Raw genomic sequence first — 19,926 nt, forward strand, 5'->3', positions numbered from 1 at the left:
TCACCCGCGGGTGAGCAGTGATCCGCCGTCGACCCGTCACATGGTCGAGACGACCAAGCCGATGAACGCAAGGTAGAGAACGATGAAGGCACCGAAAATGATCAGCGACAGCTTCCCGAAGAACGCGGCGCGAGTCGACGAATACTGTGCTCCCTGAACGTCTCCCATCATCCACAGTGGGTGCACCTTCAGCGCGTGGTTGAACGCCGGAATGGCCAGCGGCCAGAAGAAGATGATGGCCACGACGGCCCAGCCTGCATTGGAGGACGGCAGAGCAGCTGGCTGCGAATACGACTGTGCTCCTGGAAACGGCTGTGCTGCTGGGAACGGTTGCTCGTACGGACCTGACATGAAAACTTCCCCCGATTGTTCGATGACGGACAACCAGTAGGACGCCGCACCGTCACGTCTGGTTCCATCGGAGGAGGGGGAATCTCAGACCAGTTCGGCCGTGGCTGCCGCAAGGGCGACGATCGCATCCCAATCTTGTTCTGCGACAGCCGCGGCCGGAGTGAGCCACGATCCCCCGACACACCCGACGTTCGGCAGCGCTAGGTAGGCCGACGCATTCGCGGTGGAGATGCCACCCGTCGGGCAGAAGCGTGCGGCCGGGATCGGCGAATGGATCGACTTCAAGAAGTTCGCGCCACCGGATGCCTCGGCCGGGAAGAACTTGAGCTGGGTGTAGCCGGCTTCGAGCAGAGTGAGCACCTCGGATACCGTTGCGGCACCGGGCAGATGCGGTAGCCCGGTATCTCGCATGGCCTTCGTCAGGGACGGTGTGCAACCGGGCGAGACCAGGAACTGAGCACCCGCGTCGGCGGCCTGCTTGGCCTGGCCGGGAGTGATGATCGTGCCTGCGCCGACGAGGATTTCGGGGACTTCCCCTGCGATGCGCTCGATGGCGTCGAGTGCCACCGGAGTGCGCAGGGTCAGCTCGATGACGGGCACTCCGCCCTGCACCAGAGCACGAGCGATCGGAACAGCATGATCGATGTTCTCGATGACGACGACGGGGATGACGGGCACGCGGTCGAGCAGGGATGCAGTCACGGTCCTACTTTCTGTCGAATCGGGTTCTCGGGTCAACGCATCACGAACATCGCGCCCTCGTCGGCAGGGCCGACGAGCGCACGCATCCCCGAGAACAGGTCTCGACCGGTGCTGGACCACTCGTCCTTGTCCAGGACTCGGCCGGTGACCGGTCGAGCCTCGAACTCGTCGAGCGGTACGTCGATCGACAATGTGCCATCGAGGGAATCGAGGGTGATCATGTCACCGTCGAGAATTTTCGCAATCGGACCCCCGCTCGCGGCCTCGGGCGTGAGGTGAATTGCCGCAGCAACTTTGCCGGAGGCACCGGACATCCGGCCGTCGGTGATCAGTGCGACGGACCGCCCCTTGTCCTGCAGAATTCCGAGAGCCGGGGTCAGCTTGTGTAACTCGGGCATACCGTTGGCCTTCGGGCCCTGATAGCGCAGCACGGCAACGAAGTCGCCGTCGAGAAGCCCTGCGTCGAATGCCTCGAGGAAGTCGGCTTGGTCGTCGAAGACTCGCGCCGGTCCGGTGACCACACGGTGTTCGGGTGCCAATGCAGAAGTCTTGATGACGCATTTTCCGATCGGACCGGTCAGCATCTTCAGTCCGCCGTCGGCGCTGAACGGCTCGTTCGCGCCACGTAACACGGTGTCGTCGTGGCTCATCCGAGTACCGTCCTGCCACATCACCCCGTCGCCGTCGAGCTTCGGCTCCTGCGTATACCTCCGCAGCCCCTGCCCGGCAACGGTTTTCACATCCTCGTGCATCAACCCGGCGTCGAGCAGTGATCCGATGACGAACCCGAGTCCACCGGCCGCGTGGAAATGATTCACGTCGGCCTTGCCGTTCGGGTAGATCCGGGCCATCAGCGGCACGACGGCCGACAGATCGGACAGGTCCTGCCAGGTCAACGTGATTCCGGCGGCCTTCGCGATGGCGACGAGGTGCATCGTGTGGTTGGTCGAGCCGCCGGTGGCCAGCAGTGCGACGCAGCCGTTGACGATGGACTTGACGTCCACGACCTCCCCCACCGGCGTGTAATTGTCACCGAGCGACGTCAGACCGGTGACGACGTGGGCGGCCTCGCGCGTCAACGCGTCGCGCATCGCGGTTCCAGGGTTGACGAACGACGACCCCGGCAGGTGCAGACCCATGACCTCCATCAGCAGCTGATTGGAATTGGCCGTTCCGAAGAACGTGCAGGTACCACTGCCGTGATACGACGCGGCCTCGGCGTCGAGCAGAGCCTCGCGGCCCACCTTGCCCTCGGCGTAGAGCTGGCGCGCTTTTGCCTTCTCGCCGTTGGGGAGTCCGGACGTCATCGGACCGGCGGGCACGAACACCGCGGGAAGATGGCCGAAACTCAGTGCGCCGATGAGCATTCCGGGGACGATCTTGTCGCACACCCCGAGCATGAAGGTGGCGTCGAACATGTCGTGGGACAGGGCGATTGCGGTCGACATCGCGATGATGTCCCGACTGAAGAGCGAGAGCTGCATGCCGTCGCGGCCCTGGGTGATGCCGTCGCACATGGCGGGGACTCCCCCGGCGAACTGCGCGATGCCACCGGCATCGATGACGGACTTCTTCAGCACGGCGGGGTAGTTCTCGAACGGCTTGTGCGCCGAGAGCATGTCGTTGTACGCCGAGACGATGGCAATGTTGGGCTTGACCATGCCGCGGAGCGCTTGCTTGTCGGCCTTGCCGGAGGCAGCGAAGCCGTGGGCGATGTTGGCGCAGGCGAGGCGACCGCGGGCCGGGCCTCGATCCCCTGCGGCGGCGATTCGAGCGAGGTAGGCGGCGCGAGCGGACTGGCTACGGTCTGCGATGCGGTCGGTGACCTGCCGCAGGACCGGGTGAAGTGTGTCCATGAGTATCTCCGATGTTCGGTCTCTCATCACTCACCTTAAGGCCGCTTAGGTCGATCGACAACCCAACTTATGTTTTTCAAAGTTATAAGTGGGACTTCTTAGGCTGTTGCCGTAAAAGTTGCCAGTTGGTTGAATGGCGTCTATGTCGATGCCGCGCCTGAGCGCTCCACCTGCGACGGCAGGTGAGGTTTTCGCTCTGGTTCGCGACGGAGAAGCAGACACCCGTGCCGAGTTGGGCCGGATCACCGGACTGTCGCGGTCGGCCGTCGCCTCCCGCGTCGCCGCACTCACCGGCCTCGGCTTGGTCATCGAAACCGAGGACACGCACTCGACCGGCGGCAGGCCCCCGGCGAGACTGTCCTTCGACATCGACGCCGGTGTCGTGCTCGCCGCCGCGATCGGACGCAGCCGCTCCCAACTGGGCGTCTTCACCCTCGGCGGCGAATTGCTCGCGAGCGACACCGTCGACCAGGAGATCGGCGTCGGTCCGGACGAACTGATGCCGCAGATCACCAAACGACTGCAGGCACTTCTCGACGAGTCGCACCGAACCGGACACCGCATCCTCGGGGTCGGGCTGTCCATCCCCGGCACCGCCGACACCGACCGAGGGTGCAGCCTCGACTCGCCGATCATGCACGGCTGGGACGGGGTGCCGCTGGCACCGTTCTTCGCCGACACCACGTCGGCTCCGGTGTTTCTCGACAACGACGCCAACGCGATGGTCCTCGCCGAACGTCGGGACAACAGAGATCGCTTCCAGAACGCCCTGTTGGTCAAGGCCTCGACGGGTCTCGGTGCCGGGATCGTGGCAGGCGGTGCGCTGCAACGTGGATCACTGGGAGCCGCAGGAGAATTCGGCCACACCAAGACCGTAGCCGCCGCAGGGGTCGCCTGCCGATGCGGCGACAGCGGCTGCCTCGAAGCCATCGCAGGCGGCTGGGCACTGGTGCGCGCACTCAACGAGCAGGGCCGCGAAGTCGGCCACGTGCGTGGCGTCGTCGACCTCGCGGTGAGCGGCGACCCCGAAGCACGCAGGCTCATCCGCGACAGCGGTCGCCACATCGGCGAAACCCTGGCCGGGGCCGTGAACCTGCTCAACCCCGAGGTACTCATCATCGGCGGCGACATGGCGAACGCCTACGACATCTTCGTCGCCGGGCTGCGTGAAACCGTCTACGGAAACGCCACCGCCCTGGCCACCAAGGCCCTCACCATCCAGGCCACCACCCACGGAGACCTCTCCGGGGTCATCGGCAGCGCCGCGCTGGTACTGGATCAGGTGCTCAGCGCCCGCGCCGTCGACGACGCCCTGGGTAGCTGACCGGCGGGCTTTCATCGGCACTATTTGCCGCTCGTCGCACTCCAGCGACCGCCGGGCGCACCACGGAGCATCGATTCGAGGACGCGCACCTGCGCCGACCATAAGGTGATCGCAGTCACACCTGCGAGCATGGAGACCCCACACATGTCACTGAAATCGGCCGACGAACCACACGTCGAATTGCTGAAGACAGATCCTGATCTACCGCCCGTCGGTGTCGTCGAGTCACATCCGATAACCCCGATCAAGCGCCTGATGCTCGTCGCCATCGGCCTACTCGGCGGTGTTGCGTGGACGATCATCGCGATCGTCCGCGGCGAGAATCCCAACGCCGTCTGGTTCGTCATCGCCGCGGTGTGTACGTACATCTTCGCTTTCCGCTTCTACGCCAGGCTGATCGAACGCAAGATCGTCTTCCCACGCGACGACCGCGCCACTCCTGCCGAGATTCTGGAAAACGGCAAGGACTACATGCCGACGGACCGTCGGGTGCTGTTCGGCCACCACTTCGCCGCGATCGCCGGAGCAGGCCCGCTCGTCGGACCCGTCCTCGCCGCTCAGATGGGCTACCTCCCGGGCACCATGTGGATCATCATCGGCGTCGTATTCGCCGGTGCCGTACAGGATTTCCTGGTGCTGTGGATCTCGACGCGTCGCCACGGCCGCAGCCTCGGCCAGATGGCCCGCGATGAACTCGGAGTCGTCGGCGGCACCGCCGCTCTGGTCGCGGTGTTCGTCATCATGATCATCCTCATCGCGGTGCTCGCACTCGTCGTCGTCAACGCACTCGCCGAGAGCCCATGGGGCGTCTTCTCCATCGCGCTGACCATCCCGATCGCCCTGTTCATGGGCGTCTACCTGCGCTTCCTGCGACCGGGCAACGTCACCGAGGTCTCGCTCATCGGCGTCGTCCTGCTGCTGCTCGCCATCGTCGCCGGCGGCTGGGTTGCCGAAACCGACTGGGGCACCGACTGGTTCACCCTCTCCAAGGTGACCGTTGCCTGGCTGCTGATCGGCTACGGCCTGCTCGCCTGCATCCTGCCGGTGTGGCTGCTGCTCGCCCCGCGCGACTACCTGTCGACGTTCATGAAGGTCGGCACCATCGCCCTGCTGGCCGTCGGCATCCTCATCGCGCGTCCCGAGATCCAGATGCCTGCCATGACCAGCTTCGCCACCGAGGGCAACGGCCCGGCATTCGCAGGGTCCCTGTTCCCGTTCCTGTTCATCACCATCGCCTGCGGTGCGCTGTCGGGCTTCCACGCTCTGATCTCCTCCGGCACCACGCCGAAGTTGCTGGAGAAGGAAAAGCAGATGCGGATGATCGGTTACGGGGGCATGCTCACCGAGTCCTTCGTGGCCATCATGGCACTGATCACCGCGTGCATTCTCGATCAGCACATCTACTTCGCACTGAACGCACCGACAGCGCTCACCGGCGGGACTCCGGAGACCGCGGCGGAGTACGTCAACGGACAGGGACTGAGCGGCGGCGACATCACCCCGGCCGAATTGAGCCAGGCCGCAGCCGATGTCGGCGAGGAATCGATCATCTCGCGCACCGGCGGCGCACCGACACTCGCATTCGGCATGTCCGAGGTACTGCACCAGGTGTTCGGCGGGCCGGGACTCAAGTCGTTCTGGTACCACTTCGCGATCATGTTCGAGGCACTGTTCATCCTCACCACGGTCGATGCAGGCACCCGCGTCGCGCGCTTCATGCTCTCCGACAGCATCGGCAACCTGCCCGGCGCATCGGCCAAGAAGTTCAAGGATCCGTCGTGGCGTCCCGGTGCCTGGATCTGCTCGCTGATCGTCGTCGCAGCCTGGGGCGCAATCCTTCTCATGGGCGTCACCGATCCACTGGGCGGCATCAACACCCTGTTCCCACTGTTCGGTATCGCCAACCAGCTGCTGGCCGCGATCGCACTGACGGTGGTACTCGTCATCGTCGTCAAACGAGGCCTCTACAAGTGGGCGTGGATCCCCGGAGTTCCACTCGCCTGGGACCTCATCGTGACGATGACGGCGTCGTACCAGAAGATCTTCTCCTCGGTCCCGGCCATCGGCTACTGGACGCAGCACTCGCAGTTCCGCGATGCCAAGGCGCAGGGGCTCACCGAGTTCGGCACCGCCAGAACACCCGAGGCCATCGACGCCGTCATCCGCAACACCTTCATCCAGGGCACGCTGTCGATCATCTTCGCGGTACTCGTCCTGGTCGTCGTGTTCGCCGGAGTGTGGGTGTGCATCAAGGCCGTGCGGGGAGACAACCTGCCCGACAACGAGGAGCCCGAGGTGCCGTCGAAGATCTTCGGCCCCAGCGGCTTCGTTCCGAGCCCCGCGGAGAAGAAGATCCAGGCCGAATGGGACGAGCTGATCGAGGCGGGCACCGTCCGACGCCCCGGATCGGCGCACTAGATGCGCGGGCTGTGGTGGTGGATCACCTCGGTGATGGGCGACCACGATTACGACCGTTACGTCGCCCATCTGGCCCGCCACCACCCGGGTCAGCAGCCACCGACCGTGCGGCAGTACTGGAAGGACCGACACGCGGAGGCGGACCGAAACCCGGGGGCTCGATGCTGCTGACACGGTGATGTCCGATTTCCGCTAGCACCGACGCGCCCGCGCTGACACAGTAGGTGCATGAGCAGCGAACGGCAGGTGCAAGAACTGGACTTCGATCGGTGTTATCGCGCGGTCTCCTCGCGTGACGCACGGTTCGACGGCCAGTTCTTCACCGCCGTCTCCACCACCGGCATCTACTGCCGACCCTCCTGCCCGGCCCGCACACCCAAGCCGGGCAACGTCTCGTTTCTGGCCACTGCAGCGGCGGCGCAACAATCCGGCTACCGAGCCTGCCGCCGCTGCCAGCCCGACGCCACCCCCGGGTCACCCCGCTGGAACATCCACTCGGACCTCAGTTCTCGCGCCATGCGACTGATCTCCGACGGAGCCGTCGAACGCGGTGGCGTCGACGGCCTCGCCAGCACCCTCGGCTACTCGACCCGCCAGCTGACGCGCGTGCTGACGGCCGAAGTCGGTGCAGGACCGCTCGCGCTGGCCCGCGCGCACCGCGCCCACACCGCCCGCACCCTTATTCAGACCACCGACATGTCGATGGCCGACGTCACCTTCGCAGCCGGCTTCTCCAGCGTCCGGCAATTCAACGACACCATCAAGGAAGTCTTCGCCGTCGACCCGTCGACATTGCGCCGAGAAGCGCACCGCACGGCCGTACCGACCGCGGGTGGAACGGTCACCCTGCGATTGCCGTACCGCCCACCGCTCGACCGTGGCTGGATCGAGTGGTTCCTGCGAGGCCACGTGGTCGAGGGCATCGAATCCTTCTCCGAGGACGGCGAATACGTGCGATCCCTGCGCCTGCCGCACGCAGCCGGCCTCGTGGCGTTGCGGGTGATGGACGGATTCGTCAGCGCCGCAGTGACATTGCAGGACATGCGCGATCTGGCCCCCGCCGTCGCGCGGATCAGACACCTGCTCGATCTCGACGCCGACCCACTCGCTGTCGACGACGCCCTGCACACGGATCCGCAGCTCGCACCGAGCGTCGACGCGCACCCGGGCATCCGCGCCCTCGGAGTGGTCGACGGCGCAGAGATGTTGCTGCGCACCGTGATCGGTCAGCAGATCTCGCTGAAGGCTGCTGCCACCCACACCGCCCGGCTCGTCGATGCTCTCGGTTCACCACTCGACCTCGGCAACGACGCCGTCACCAGGCTGTTTCCCGAACCAGCCGTCATTGCCGAACGGGGCCACGAGGTACTCACCGGACCCGCCGCCCGGGTACAGACCGTCATCCGCGTCGCCGACGCCATCGCGTCGGGAACCGTCGTGCTGCATCCCGCGCGAGAAGGGCCGGAACTGGAGCGAGAACTGCTCTCGCTCAAAGGAATCGGACCTTGGACCGCCCGGTACGTCGTGATGCGACTACTCGGCGATCCCGATGTTCTGCTCGACACCGATCTCGTAGTCCGCCAAGGCGCGCAGGCGCTCGGCATCTCGTTGAACAATTCTGCCCGCTGGGCTCCGTGGCGTTCGTACGTCTCGATGCACCTGTGGATCACCGCACTGGAAAGAAGAGAAGCATGACTGCCACCGCCGCCACCCAGGACACCCCGATCGGGCCGTTCAGCACCATCGTCGACGCCGATCAGCGCGTCCTCGCATCCGGGTGGACCGCCGATGTCGAGGAACTCCGCGTCCTGATCCACCCGACGATGCGACCCGACAGCGTCCGCACTGCGGCCGATCTCGGCGATGTGACGCGCGCCGTCGAGAACTATCACCGCGGTGAGCTGACCGTCATCGACTCCGTTGCCGTCGCGCAACGATCCGGCGAATTTCTCATGCATGCCTGGGGAGTACTCCGCACCGTCGAACCCGGTGCGCCGGTGACCTACTCCGAGTTCGCCGAACTGTCCGGCAGACCGACAGCCATCCGCGGTGCTGCGTCGGCGTGCGCTCGCAATGCCGCCGCCTTGTTCGTGCCGTGCCACCGGGTGGTGCGCATCGGCGGGGCGCTCGGCGGTTTCCGTTGGGGGCTGCCGGTGAAAGAGTGGTTGTTGGCGCACGAGGCTGCCTGATCACACCCCCCGTCGACGAGTCGTCGGATGGCGGTGACATACCGGCTGGGCACGCCGGGACGTTATGGTTCTTCACGAACCGCCACCCGCCGAATGTGAGGACCCCACAGTGACCGAATCGGCAGTTCCCGGTAAGACGTCGAAGTCCGAGACGCCCGGCAATGATCGCGGTGACCTCATCGGGGTCGGCGGTCTGTGGCTGGCCAAGTGGTCGCTGATCCTCATCTCGATCGCTGCCGGAGCATGGGTACTGGGCTGGCTGATCGGGCACCTCTGGGTCATCCTGCTGCCGGTCCTGCTCGCCGTGATCGTCGCGACGGTGCTGTGGCCGCCGGCGAAGCTGATGATGCGTCTCGGATTTCCTCCGGCACTGGCCGCGTCGGTTTCGCTCGTGGTGTTCTTCGTCGTCATCGGCGGCATCATCACACTGATCGTCCCGTCGGTCGCCGAGCAGGCACCGGAGTTGGTCGACCAGGCGTCGGGCGGTATTGCGCAGGTTCAGGACTGGTTGAAGGGTCCGCCGCTGAACATCGGCGACGACCAGATCGACTCGGCCGTGTCGGCCATCGTTGCGCGGCTACAGGACAGCGGCGAGGTCATCGCCACCGGCGTGTTCACCGGTGTATCCGCTGCAGGCTCGTTGCTGATCACCCTGGCGCTGGTGTTGGTGCTGACGTTCTTCTTCGTCAAGGACGGACCGAAGTTCCTGCCGTGGTTGCACGGATTCTCCGGTGGCCGCGCCGGACGCCATCTGGGCGAGGTGCTCTCACGGATGTGGGCGACGCTGGGCGGGTTCATCCGAACTCAGGCCATCGTCAGTTTCATCGATGCCTTCTTCATCGGTCTCGGACTGGTCATTCTCGGCGTTCCGCTGGCGCTGGTGCTGGCGACCCTGACGTTCATCGGTGGCTTCATCCCGATCGTCGGTGCGTTCGTGGCGGGCGCTCTCGCTGTGCTGGTGGCCCTGGTGGCGAACGGGCTGACCACTGCGCTGATCGTGCTCGCCATCATCGTCGCGGTGCAGCAGTTGGAAGGCAATGTGCTGCAGCCGATCCTGCAGAGCCGCAGCATGAATCTGCATCCGGCGATCGTGCTGCTGGCCGTTGCGGGCGGCAGCTCACTGTTCGGCATCATCGGCGCGTTCCTCGCCGTCCCGGCGGCGGCGGTTGCTGCCGTGCTGATCAGGTACCTGTCCGAGCAGATCGACGAGCGCTCGAACGAACCGGATCAGGACGACCTGGAGGATCAGGCTCCGCTGCCCGACGGGTTGACCGAGGAGCAAGCCGGTCTCGACGAAAAGAAGGACGCCGAGTCGGACAAGCCGGCCTCGGGTCAGGACGCGACGACCTGAAGAGTGGAGCCGGTGCGCTCCCGCTTGACGTAGAGGCGGCTGGGAATGCGCTGCCGCATCTCGTCGACATGGCTGACCACGCCGACGACGCGTCCGCCTGCACGTAGTTCGTCGAGAACCGCCATCACCGATTCGAGGGTGTCGGCGTCGAGCGTGCCGAATCCTTCGTCGATGAACATGGTGTCGAGGACGACCCCGCCGGATTCGGCGGCCACGACATCGGCGAGGCCCAACGCGAGCGAGAGCGACGCGAGGAACGCCTCACCGCCCGACAGTGTCTTGGCCGAGCGCACGACGCCGGTGTAGTCGTCCCTGATGTCCAGTCCGAGACCGCCCCGTTTGCCGCGGACGCCGGCCTCGTCGGAGTGCACGAATTCGTAGCGGCCCGAGGACATTCGCCGCAGCCGCGCAGAGGCGGACTCGGCGACGTCCTCGAGTCGGGACGCGAGGACGTACGAGCGCAACGACATCTTGCGTGCATTCTGCCCCCGGCCCGCCACCACGTCCGCCAGGTTGGCGAGCTCGTCGAATTCGGCACGTTGTGGCGCGATGGCCTGGGCGGCAGTGAACAGTTCGGCGATCAGCCGTTCCAGATCGTCTGCGCGCCTTCGACATTCCGCCACCGCCGCGGCGGCGGCCCTGACCTGGTCGTCGAGCTCGGCGCACGCCTGCTCGAGCGGGCCCAGATCCACCGGCGGCCGGCCGGCCACGTCCACGATGGCGGGCTCGCGCAGCACGTGCTCGGCATGCGCACGCGCCTCCTCGGCGGTGCGCAACTCGGCCTCGATCTGCTCGACGCGGTCGGCGGCCAGCACTGCCCCGGCCGCCGCGTCGACGGACTCGAAGTTCGACGCCTTCACCCGTCGGTCCAGTTCGGCTGCCAGCTCATCGGCGCGAGCAGTGGCGTCGAGCCAGGCGATACGCGCGTCCTGGATTCGCCGGGCACCGTCGATCAAGGCTTCCCGCTCCGCGATTCGGTCTGTCAGCGACGCGCCCTCGTCCACCTCCTCGGCGATCGACGCACGCATCTGCGCCAGCGATTCCTCGGTAGCCGAGATACGTTCGTCCACGGCACTACGCGAGGCCACGAGGTCGTGGAGTGTGACCGTCAGCGCGTCGGACTCGCTCCGCAGGCGATTCAGTTCTGCGGTTGCGGGTTCCACATCGGCGGCACGCGTGCGGGCGTCCTGCACTGCGGTGGTTGCGGCATCGAGAATTCGGGTCAAGTCCGCAGCGGAGGCCCCGCCGGTGCGGTCGTGCAGCAGGTCCACGCCGCGTTGCGCTTCTGCGACAACCGCGACCGCCTGGTCGAGCGCAGCAGCAGCCTTACGTTCTGCGGCGGCGGCCTTGTCTTCCTGTGCCTTGGTCACCGTCGATGTGGACGCTGCAGCGGGATGGGGGTGCACCTCCGATCCGCACACGACGCACGGCTCCCCCGCCTCCAGACGGGCCGCCAGCTCGGCTGCCATCCCGTCGATGCGTCGCTCACGGAGATCGAGCAGGTGCTCCCAGGCCGTGTTGTGCGCCGCTCCGGCGGTGTCGCGGGCACGTTCGGCCGCGGCCAGAGTCGCGCGTTTGCGCACCAATTCGAGTGCGGACTCGGCTGCCGTGCGAGCCCGACCGCAGCGCTCCTCGAGGCCCGGCAGCTCTGCCGCAGCCGAGGACGCCCGTGCCACCCGTGATTCGACTGCTGAGATCTGCTCGGGCATCGAGGCCTGCGAGTGCACGGTGCGTTCGATCGACGCTGCGGTAGTACGTTGCTGCGCACGATATTCGGCGAGGGTGCCGTCGAGTCGATCGGCTTCGCGGGCGAGCCCGAGCAGCGACTGGAGCCGCGCGACATCGGTGGTCCAGTCGCGCACGAACTGTGCAACGACCGTGCGCTCGGCCGACGGATCCGCCGGCGCGGGTGGCCAGTGCAGCGCGGCATGAAAGCGTCGCCCCTCCGCGGTTGTCGGAAGGGCACGCTCCGCCGCCGTGAGTGCGGACGTTGCGGCGTCGGTGGCCAGTCGTGCGAGACGGAGGTCTGCGGCAGTGTCCGCGATCGGTCCGGCGGCCGCGGAATCGGCGAGCTCGGTTCTGCGCGCTGCTCGCGCCGTCTCGCCCTCCCGATATTGTGCGAGTTGCCCCTCGGCGAGAGCTCGTCGCCGCTGCAGATCGACAACGATGGTGGCCTTCGTCAGAGCTGCCGACGCACGCCGAGCTGCCGCGTCGATCAGCACCGCCCGACCTTGCGCGAGGGTCCGATTCTGCCGGGCATCGTCGAGGACATCGGCCGCCCATTCGAGGGGGTCCGGCTGTTCGCCGTCCTCGCCCGCGGGCTCGGGCACTCCCGATGCCTGCGACACCCGGCCGAGCATGATGTCGATGGCGTGGTGAGCGTCGGAGAGCTCGGCAGCGAGCTCCCGGCGACGCTGCGCGAACCACTCTTCGACGTCGCCGAATCTGCCTGTGTCGAAAAGTCTTTCGAGCAGATTTCCGCGTTCGTCGCTGTCGGCTCGGAGGAAGCGCGCGAACTCACCCTGCGGCAGCAGCACCACCTGAAAGAACTGGTCGGCACTCATCCCGAGCAGCGCGTTGACGGCGTCACCGATCTCATTGAGCCGGGTGAGGTTCTGCCCGCGGCCGTCGAGCCAGGTGAGACTGGCCTTGGCGTGTTGCTTGGTGGTGCCCGTGCTTCGGAGCTTGGGCCGCAGGAACTCCGGACTGCGCACAATTCTGATGCGCCGCCCACCGAGTGTCGCTTCCAACGTCACCTGTGGCACCGCACCCTTGGCCGCGTGATCGGACAGCAGCCGCTTGCCCTCGCGACGAGCTCCGGGCACTGTTCCGTACAGCGCGAACGCCACGGCGTCGAGCACCGTCGTCTTGCCGGCTCCGGTGTGGCCGTGCAACAGGAAGAGCCCGTCGGCTCCCAGCACATCGAAGTCCACCGTCTCGGTGCCCGCAAAGGGACCGAAGGCGGTGATCTCGAGCGAATGCAGCCTCATGCAGCACCGCGGTCGGCTGTGGTGGCCGTCCCGCGGAGGGCCTCGGCCTCGTGTTGCACGGAGGCCAGAGCACGAGCCAGGAGCGCGGACTCCGCTGCCGTCGGCACGCTGCGCGTGTCCGTCACGAACGAGGTGGCGATGTCGAGATCGCTGCGGCCGCGCACACGGTCGCGGTAGCGTAGCTCTCCGGATCCCTCCGGGCGACGCCATTCCAGGTGGATAGCGTGCGGAAAACGCTGCTGCAGCAGGCGCATTGCGTCGACCGGACGAACCTCGTCGGTGAGCACGGCGGAGACGTAATGGTCCTCGAACTCGCAATATGCTGTGTCCGTTGTCAATTCCTCGACCGTGCCTTCGATGCGGGCGAGCCCGCGCACCACCGGCAGGTTCACTCGCTCGACGCTGCCCAGCCCGTTCGCGTCGAGTTCGAGAATCCACACCGCCTTGTGGTGCGACCGCTCGCCGAACGAATAGGGCAGGGGCGAACCGGAGTACCGCACCCGATCGGTGAGGGTCTGGGGCGAATGCAGATGTCCGAGCGCCACGTAGTCGACCCCGTCGAACGCCGACGCAGGCGCAGTTTCGATACCGCCGGAGGAGATCGACCTCTCCGACCCGGTCGCCTCACCGCCGACGATGAAAGCGTGGGCGAGCACGACGGAGCGAACGCGTTGCCCTGCCTCGCTTCTCGTCGCGAGGTCGCCGCGCACCCGATCCATCGCGGCACCGAGCACGTCGGCATGGGTACGCGCAGTGGGAACGTCGAGTTCGAGGCGAGTGGTTTCGGGCTCGAGATACGGAATGCCGTAGAACGCAACGCGGCCGTGCTCGTCATCGATGACGACCGGGGTGGCGACGTCGCCCACCCGCGTCATCAGGTGCAGCCCTCCTGCCGACGCGAACGCAGCGCCCGCGCCCAGTCGCGCGGGTGAATCGTGGTTTCCCGACGTTGCGACGATCACGGCACCGGCCGCTCGAATGGCCTCCAGTCCGCGGTTGCAGACCAGGACGGCATCGGCACTGGGCACAGCGCGGTCGTAGATGTCACCCGGCACCACCACCACGTCGATCGATTGTGCCGCAACCAGTTCCGCAATTGACCCCAGCACAGCGCCCTGATCGGCCAACAGGTCGACACCATGAAAGGTGCGACCGATGTGCCAGTCCGAGGTGTGCAGGATTCTCATACGGACGACGCTATCGGGAACCACCGACAAACTCCTCGAGGTGCCTCGGCCTGTCGGACGTGAGCTGCGGTGCACGCCGTCGCGAACCGAAGTTGTCGGTACCGTCCTGCATCATCTGCCCCATGAACATTCTCACCGCGTTCGGACTGCTCGTGGCGCTCGGTATCGGCGCGGTCGTCGGCTGGTTGCTGCACGCATCGCGGATGGGCGATCGTGCTTTTCGAGCCGAAGCTCAACTGGCCGCGCTGCGCGAGCACGAGGGCATGCTTCGGCAGTCACTGAGTGCGGTCAACGAGGATTCCGCGCGACGCAATTCGACCGTGATCGGCCAGCAGGTCTCACACCTGGTCGAGCCGCTGCATGACGCCGTCGATGCGCTCTCCGAGCACGTGCGGCAGGTCGAACACAATCGCATCCGGGCGTACGCGGGACTGTCGGAGCAGGTCACCGGGATGCATCGGGCGTCGATGCATCTGTCCACCCAGACCGGCCAGCTGGTCACGGCACTGCGCGCACCGCAGATCCGGGGCCGGTGGGGCGAGATCCAGCTCGAGCGGGTCGTCGAGCTCGCAGGCATGGTCAAGCACTGCGATTTCGACACGCAGGTGAGCAAGGACGGCATTCGACCCGACATGATCGTCCGTCTTGCCGGCGGTCGACAGATCGTCGTCGACGCCAAAGTGCCGTTCGCGGCGTACCTCGACGCCGCCCAGGACGAGGATCCCGCCGCGCGGGAGAAGAATCTGCGACGCCACGCCAAGCAACTGCGCACCCACATCGACCAGTTGGCCGACAAGGCGTACTGGCAGGCGTTCGAGCCGACACCCGAATTCGTCGTGCTGTTCGTTCCCGGCGACCCGTTTCTCGACGCGGCCCTGACATCGGACACCGGTCTGCTCGAGTACGCCTTCGGTCGGAACGTGATCCTGGCCACCCCGACCACCCTGGTCGCGTTATTGAGGACCGTCGCCTACACGTGGAAGCAGGAGTCACTGGCCGAGGACGCTGCACGCATCCAGCAACTGGGACGCGAGCTGTACACGCGGATCGGTGTGGTCTCGACACACCTGGACAAGCTCGGCGCCCACCTCGGCAAGGCCGTGGAGTCCTTCAATTCCACCGTCGGGTCCGTCGATACCCGGGTGAGCGTGACGGCGAGAAAGCTGCACGAGCTCGAGCTGTTCGACGCCGAGCCGGTGGACATCGCCCGAGTGGACGAGCGGCCCAAACTGTCCGATTCGTCCCGCTACCGGCACGACTTCGGTCATGTCAGCGATGCAGTCGGGTGAACAACGGCTAACCTCGGGGGGTGTCTACCTCCCAACGTGCCCGCTCCGGGGTACCGCTGGATCACCGATCCATCCTCGCGACCCTGCCCGGCGTTCCTGCATGGGGTGCCGTCGCGATCGCCGCGGGACTGACTTTTCTCGGATTTCTGATCGATGCCGCACGCGGTACCGAGCTGACCGGTGCGTTCGCGTTCATGTACGTCCTGGGCTGCATCGCCGGCGTTCTGCTCGTCCGCTTCCGCGGACTGTTCACCGCGATGGTGCAAGCCCCACTGATCCTGTTCGTGGCCGTGCCGCTGTCGTATCAGTACTTCACCGAGAACGCAGGAACCAGCCTCAAGGACATCCTCCTCAACGTTGCCATTCCGCTGGTCAATCGGTTTCCGCTGATGTTGCTCGGCACATTGGTTGCCGTCGGACTCGGAGTTCTACGCATCGTGCTCAAACGGCAGAACACGCATGCCCCCACCCTTCGACGCAGTCCGAAGCCCAGCGACGACAAGCCCACCAGAGCCCAGCGCCGGGCACAGGAAGAGCGCCCCGAACGATCCCGCAGGCGAGCGGCCGCAGCCGATCGCAGCACCGACTCCGCGGCCGAGGCCACCGACATCGTGCCCGGGCCGTACGTCGGTCGCCGAAGCACCGATTCTCGTCCGCGTCCCGACACCGAATCTCGCTCCAGTGCGACCCCTCGCCCCGGCTCCCGCTCTGCGGCAGATCCCACCGCAAGCCCCCGGCGATCGGCTGCAGCACCGCCGACTCGATACGCCGCCACCGACTCCCCTCGGCAGAACTACAAGCCCGAATACCAGCGAACGCAGTATCCGCAGGCACAGTCACGTGAACCGCAGCCACGCGAGACACAGTCACGTGAGACACAGCGACCACAACCGTCCGAGTCGCGCTACTCGGCAGAGCCCCGGTACTCGACCGAACCCCGTCGCGAGCGATCGGCCAGGATTCAGGCTCCTCGCGAGGTTGCCGATCCGTACAGCACCGGAGCCAGGCCCGTCGTGACTCCTCGGACGGGCGCATCCGCTGCACACAATTCGTCCGCAGGTGACGGCCAGGGAGATCACGCTCTGCCCACCTCGCACCGGGACGACATTCCCCCGCATCCGGTGCCGCGGGTTCGCTATCGCGACCGCCACAGCGACTAGCGCGAACATCGAAAAACGCCTCGTATCGGTTTCCCTGCTCCTGGGCAGGGGTTCCGATACGAGGCGTTGACTCTTCGTGGGCCGTGCTCCTAGCGAGCTGGGCGCAGCTCGCGGGGCAGGGAGAACACCAGCGTCTCGTTCGCGGTGGTGACCGGCTGTACGTCTGCGTAGCCGTGCTCGGCGAACAGTTCGATGACGCCCTGCACCAGGATCTCCGGTACGGATGCACCCGAGGTGATGCCGATCGTCTCGACCCCGTCGAGCCAGGCCAGGTCGATTTCCTTGGCGTAGTCGACGAGGTAGCTCGCTCGCGCACCTGCGCCCAGTGCAACCTCGACCAACCGCACCGAGTTCGAGGAGTTCTTGGAGCCGACGACGATCACCAGATCGCATTCCGGTGCCATCGCCTTCACCGCGACCTGACGGTTCTGCGTGGCGTAGCAGATGTCGTCGCTCGGCGGGTCCTGGAGCGTCGGGAAGCGCTCACGCAGTTTCGCGACCGTCATCATCGTCTCGTCGACGCTCAGCGTGGTCTGGGACAGCCAGATGACTTTCTTCTCGTCTCGAACGGTGACGTTGCCGACCGACTCGGGGCCGTCGACCAGCTGAATGTGTTCGGGAGCCTCGCCTGCGGTGCCCTCGACCTCCTCGTGGCCCTCGTGGCCGATGAGGAGGATGTCGAAGTCGTCCCTGGCGAAGCGCTTCGCTTCCTGGTGCACCTTGGTCACCAACGGGCAGGTGGCGTCGATGGTGCGCAGGCTTCGCTCGGCCGCGGAGGTGTGTACGGCAGGTGAGACACCGTGCGCGGAGAACACCAGCAGCGATCCCTCGGGAACCTCGTCGGTCTCCTCCACGAACACCGCGCCGCGATCGGACAGCGTCTCGACCACGTGCCGGTTGTGCACGATCTCCTTGCGCACGTACACCGGCGCACCGTGCTGCTCCAGCGCCTTCTCGACGGTTTCGACCGCACGATCGACACCCGCGCAATAGCCCCGCGGCTCCGCGAGCAGCACTCGCTTACCCCCGGCGTACGAGGACTTACCCGCACCGGCGGACTGTGCAATACCAATATTCAGAGGAACAGCCGAAGACATACCTCCCAGGATACGTGCACCGAGCTCGCCTGCCTCGTTTCCACGTCCCTCGACCCCGGCCGCGAAGGGTCGTACAGCCTGTCGGCTACCCAAAGTTCACCGTTTCGGGCAGTCTGGTGCACATGACTCGAGTCCCCTTTGCAGCGCGTGTGGCTGCAGGCGTCGCCGTGACCGTCGTGGAAGAGGCTCGCAAGCTTCCCGGTTCCGCCCTGATGCTGCCGATGACGGTCGTCAGCGAGGCACTGGCGCGCAGTATGCGATTCCAGCAGCAGGTGACGGCGTTGGCCATCAAGGGCGATCTGGTCATCGCGAACTTGCCGGTCATCGGGACCCCGAGCGAGGAGCAGCCCGCCTGGGCCAGCTTCGACGAGGACGGGGACGAGACCTTCGACACCGAGTCGAGATTCGACGCCGCTGTGATCACCGACGACGTCGATGTGCCCGACGCCCCCGTGGCCGAGCCGGTCGCGGCGAACGGCCGCTTCGCTCTGTACTCGACGCCTCCGCTGGATGAGCCGGTTCAGGACACCTCGGCCAAGCGCGCTCCCTCCGCCGACAAGCCCGAGATCGTCGAGATGATCGACTTCGACACCCTCGCCCTGGCACAGCTGCGCGCCCGCCTGCGCACGCTCTCGATCGAGGACCTCGAAACCCTGCTCGACTACGAGAACGACACGCTCTCTCGCGCGCCCTTCCAGACGATGCTCGCCAACCGCATCACCACCGCCAAGGCCAAGTGAGCACTTCCCCAACCCAGTCCGGTCCCACCCAGCCAGGCGCGAGCACCGCCGAACAGCCGTGGCCGGTGCGTACCGTCGCCATGAAGGTTGCCGGCTGGATCGACAAGCTCGGCTCCATCTGGGTGGAGGGGCAGCTCACCCAGATCAACGCTCGTCCCGGCACCAGGACGGCCTTTCTGACGCTGCGTGATCCGTCGGCCGACATGTCGCTGTCTGTCACGTGTTCGCCGCAGTTGCTCGAGCGTTCACCCGTTCCGCTGACCGAGGGTGCGCGCGTCATCCTCTACGGCAAGTTGTCGTTCTTCACCGGTAGGGGAACGATCTCGCTGCGCGCCACGGACATTCGCGCGGTGGGCGTCGGCGAACTGCTGGCTCGTATCGAACGTCTCAGAGCTCTGCTCGCCGCGGAGGGTTTGTTCGACCCACGCCTCAAACGTCCGCTGCCGTTCCTGCCGGGCACCATCGGATTGATCACCGCGCGCGCCAGCGCAGCCGAGAAGGACGTGCTGACCGTCGCGCAGAGGCGTTGGCCTGCGGTCCGATTCGAGGTCCGCAACACACCGGTCCAGGGCCCACAAGCTGTTCCGGCGATTCTGGACGCGCTGAAGGAGCTGAACGACGACCCCGCCGTCGACGTCATCGTCCTCGCCCGCGGCGGCGGTAGCGTCGAGGATCTGTTGCCGTTCTCGGACGAGGCCCTGTGCCGCGCCATCGCCCGCGCCACCACGCCCATCGTCAGTGCCATCGGCCACGAGCCCGACAGCCCCCTGAGTGACCACGTCGCGGATCTGCGGGCCGCAACCCCTACCGATGCCGCCAAACTCGTGGTGCCCGACGCCGTCGCCGAACAAGCCCTGGTCTCGGAACTGAAGTCGAGAAGTGCTGCAGCGCTGCGTAATTGGGTCGAGCGCGAGGCACGCGGACTGGACATGCTCCGACACCGTCCGGTACTGGCGGACCCACTGGCCTCGCTCGAGCAACGTCGCGAGGAGGTTCTACGGCTGCTCGATGCTGCCCGACGCGACGTGCAACGCGAACTCACCACACAGGACACGCTCGTCGAACATCTACGGGCCAGGCTGTCGACGCTGGGTCCTGCTGCCACACTTGCTCGGGGCTATGCCGTCGTACAGCGGGTGGTCGCGGGTTCGGATCCCGAGGTTCTGCGTTCGGTCGAGGACGCACCACCGGGTACACAGATCAGAGTGCGCGTGGCCGACGGTGCCGTCACCGCCGCAGTCATGGGGCGAGTCAAATGACAGAAGGAGTACG

The 19,926-nt window shown here is 66.2% G+C and carries 16 protein-coding genes; 10 read left to right on the forward strand and 6 right to left on the reverse strand.

What is annotated here, in order from left to right:
- Positions 1 to 36: 36 nt before the first annotated feature.
- The 3 genes from AYK61_RS23400 to edd form a co-directional block, all read right to left on the reverse strand.
- The gene (locus AYK61_RS23400; RefSeq protein ID WP_121873318.1) at positions 37 to 351 is read right to left on the reverse strand and encodes a CD225/dispanin family protein; all 315 of its coding nucleotides are present in this window, start codon (positions 349 to 351) and stop codon (positions 37 to 39) included.
- Positions 352 to 435: 84 nt separating this feature from the next.
- A complete protein-coding gene (eda, locus tag AYK61_RS23405; protein ID WP_121873319.1) occupies positions 436 to 1,053 on the reverse strand; it encodes a bifunctional 4-hydroxy-2-oxoglutarate aldolase/2-dehydro-3-deoxy-phosphogluconate aldolase in 618 nt (205 codons plus the stop codon).
- A 32-nt stretch (positions 1,054 to 1,085) separates the two neighbouring features.
- On the reverse strand, positions 1,086 to 2,909 hold the full coding sequence (gene edd, locus AYK61_RS23410) for a phosphogluconate dehydratase (protein ID WP_121873586.1): 1,824 nt from the start codon (positions 2,907 to 2,909) through the stop codon (positions 1,086 to 1,088).
- A gap of 142 nt (positions 2,910 to 3,051) precedes the next feature.
- On the opposite strand from edd, the gene AYK61_RS23415 reads away from it, so the two are divergent.
- The 6 genes from AYK61_RS23415 to AYK61_RS23440 all read left to right on the forward strand — a co-directional run bounded on the left by AYK61_RS23415 (position 3,052) and on the right by AYK61_RS23440 (position 10,191).
- A complete protein-coding gene (locus AYK61_RS23415; RefSeq protein WP_121873320.1) occupies positions 3,052 to 4,233 on the forward strand; it encodes an ROK family transcriptional regulator in 1,182 nt (393 codons plus the stop codon).
- A 144-nt stretch (positions 4,234 to 4,377) separates the two neighbouring features.
- On the forward strand, positions 4,378 to 6,651 hold the full coding sequence (locus tag AYK61_RS23420) for a carbon starvation CstA family protein (RefSeq protein ID WP_121873587.1): 2,274 nt from the start codon (positions 4,378 to 4,380) through the stop codon (positions 6,649 to 6,651).
- On the forward strand, positions 6,652 to 6,822 hold the full coding sequence (locus AYK61_RS23425; RefSeq protein ID WP_121873321.1) for a YbdD/YjiX family protein: 171 nt from the start codon (positions 6,652 to 6,654) through the stop codon (positions 6,820 to 6,822).
- 57 nt (positions 6,823 to 6,879) lie between these two features.
- On the forward strand, positions 6,880 to 8,346 hold the full coding sequence (locus AYK61_RS23430) for a DNA-3-methyladenine glycosylase 2 family protein (RefSeq protein WP_121873322.1): 1,467 nt from the start codon (positions 6,880 to 6,882) through the stop codon (positions 8,344 to 8,346).
- On the forward strand, positions 8,343 to 8,840 hold the full coding sequence (locus tag AYK61_RS23435; RefSeq protein ID WP_121873323.1) for a methylated-DNA--[protein]-cysteine S-methyltransferase: 498 nt from the start codon (positions 8,343 to 8,345) through the stop codon (positions 8,838 to 8,840). Before AYK61_RS23430 ends, AYK61_RS23435 begins: the two co-directional genes overlap by 4 nt.
- 109 nt (positions 8,841 to 8,949) lie before the next feature.
- The gene (locus AYK61_RS23440) at positions 8,950 to 10,191 is read left to right on the forward strand and encodes an AI-2E family transporter (protein WP_374700621.1); all 1,242 of its coding nucleotides are present in this window, start codon (positions 8,950 to 8,952) and stop codon (positions 10,189 to 10,191) included.
- On the opposite strand, the gene AYK61_RS23445 is transcribed toward AYK61_RS23440, so the two are convergent.
- Together AYK61_RS23445 and AYK61_RS23450 are read right to left on the reverse strand one after the other, a co-directional pair.
- The gene (locus tag AYK61_RS23445) at positions 10,173 to 13,181 is read right to left on the reverse strand and encodes an AAA family ATPase (protein ID WP_121873325.1); all 3,009 of its coding nucleotides are present in this window, start codon (positions 13,179 to 13,181) and stop codon (positions 10,173 to 10,175) included. The two genes, AYK61_RS23440 and AYK61_RS23445, sit on opposite strands and share 19 nt — an antisense overlap.
- Entirely contained in the window at positions 13,178 to 14,368 is a 1,191-nt protein-coding gene (locus AYK61_RS23450; RefSeq protein WP_121873326.1) for an exonuclease SbcCD subunit D, read from the reverse strand. Before AYK61_RS23450 ends, AYK61_RS23445 begins: the two co-directional genes overlap by 4 nt.
- Before the next feature lie 122 nt (positions 14,369 to 14,490).
- Between AYK61_RS23450 and AYK61_RS23455 the strand changes: the two genes are divergently transcribed.
- Both AYK61_RS23455 and AYK61_RS23460 read left to right on the forward strand, forming a co-directional pair.
- Complete coding sequence (locus AYK61_RS23455) at positions 14,491 to 15,657, forward strand: DNA recombination protein RmuC (RefSeq protein WP_121873327.1); 1,167 nt, start codon at positions 14,491 to 14,493, stop codon at positions 15,655 to 15,657.
- 20 nt (positions 15,658 to 15,677) lie between these two features.
- Positions 15,678 to 16,817, forward strand: a complete 1,140-nt coding sequence (locus AYK61_RS23460; RefSeq protein ID WP_183130518.1) for a DUF6542 domain-containing protein — start codon at positions 15,678 to 15,680, stop codon at positions 16,815 to 16,817.
- Positions 16,818 to 16,906: 89 nt separating this feature from the next.
- Here AYK61_RS23460 and AYK61_RS23465 read toward each other — a convergent pair whose 3' ends face one another.
- Positions 16,907 to 17,914: a 4-hydroxy-3-methylbut-2-enyl diphosphate reductase gene (locus tag AYK61_RS23465; protein ID WP_121873589.1), complete on the reverse strand. Its 1,008-nt coding sequence runs from the start codon at positions 17,912 to 17,914 to the stop codon at positions 16,907 to 16,909.
- Positions 17,915 to 18,036: 122 nt separating this feature from the next.
- Here AYK61_RS23465 and AYK61_RS23470 point away from each other — a divergent pair, with 122 nt between their 5' ends.
- Both AYK61_RS23470 and xseA read left to right on the forward strand, forming a co-directional pair.
- Complete coding sequence (locus tag AYK61_RS23470) at positions 18,037 to 18,654, forward strand: lipid droplet-associated protein (RefSeq protein WP_121873328.1); 618 nt, start codon at positions 18,037 to 18,039, stop codon at positions 18,652 to 18,654.
- On the forward strand, positions 18,651 to 19,913 hold the full coding sequence (gene xseA, locus AYK61_RS23475; RefSeq protein ID WP_121873329.1) for an exodeoxyribonuclease VII large subunit: 1,263 nt from the start codon (positions 18,651 to 18,653) through the stop codon (positions 19,911 to 19,913). The genes AYK61_RS23470 and xseA overlap by 4 nt, the downstream gene beginning before the upstream one ends.
- Positions 19,914 to 19,926: the final 13 nt, after the last annotated feature.

The sequence above is a fragment of the Rhodococcus sp. SBT000017 genome (assembly GCF_003688915.1).
GTDB lineage: Bacteria > Actinomycetota > Actinomycetes > Mycobacteriales > Mycobacteriaceae > Rhodococcoides.

Excerpts from the sequence above, each read along its gene's own strand:
- AYK61_RS23400 (WP_121873318.1), bottom strand. The coding sequence starts at position 351 with ATGTCAGGTCCGTACGAGCAACCGTTCCCAGCAGCACAGCCGTTTCCA.
- edd (WP_121873586.1), bottom strand. The coding sequence starts at position 2,909 with ATGGACACACTTCACCCGGTCCTGCGGCAGGTCACCGACCGCATCGCA.
- AYK61_RS23415 (WP_121873320.1), top strand. The coding sequence starts at position 3,052 with ATGTCGATGCCGCGCCTGAGCGCTCCACCTGCGACGGCAGGTGAGGTT.
- AYK61_RS23420 (WP_121873587.1), top strand. The coding sequence starts at position 4,378 with ATGTCACTGAAATCGGCCGACGAACCACACGTCGAATTGCTGAAGACA.
- AYK61_RS23425 (WP_121873321.1), top strand. The coding sequence starts at position 6,652 with ATGCGCGGGCTGTGGTGGTGGATCACCTCGGTGATGGGCGACCACGAT.
- AYK61_RS23430 (WP_121873322.1), top strand. The coding sequence starts at position 6,880 with ATGAGCAGCGAACGGCAGGTGCAAGAACTGGACTTCGATCGGTGTTAT.
- AYK61_RS23435 (WP_121873323.1), top strand. The coding sequence starts at position 8,343 with ATGACTGCCACCGCCGCCACCCAGGACACCCCGATCGGGCCGTTCAGC.
- AYK61_RS23445 (WP_121873325.1), bottom strand. The coding sequence starts at position 13,181 with ATGAGGCTGCATTCGCTCGAGATCACCGCCTTCGGTCCCTTTGCGGGC.
- AYK61_RS23450 (WP_121873326.1), bottom strand. The coding sequence starts at position 14,368 with ATGAGAATCCTGCACACCTCGGACTGGCACATCGGTCGCACCTTTCAT.
- AYK61_RS23455 (WP_121873327.1), top strand. The coding sequence starts at position 14,491 with ATGAACATTCTCACCGCGTTCGGACTGCTCGTGGCGCTCGGTATCGGC.
- AYK61_RS23465 (WP_121873589.1), bottom strand. The coding sequence starts at position 17,914 with ATGTCTTCGGCTGTTCCTCTGAATATTGGTATTGCACAGTCCGCCGGT.
- AYK61_RS23470 (WP_121873328.1), top strand. The coding sequence starts at position 18,037 with ATGACTCGAGTCCCCTTTGCAGCGCGTGTGGCTGCAGGCGTCGCCGTG.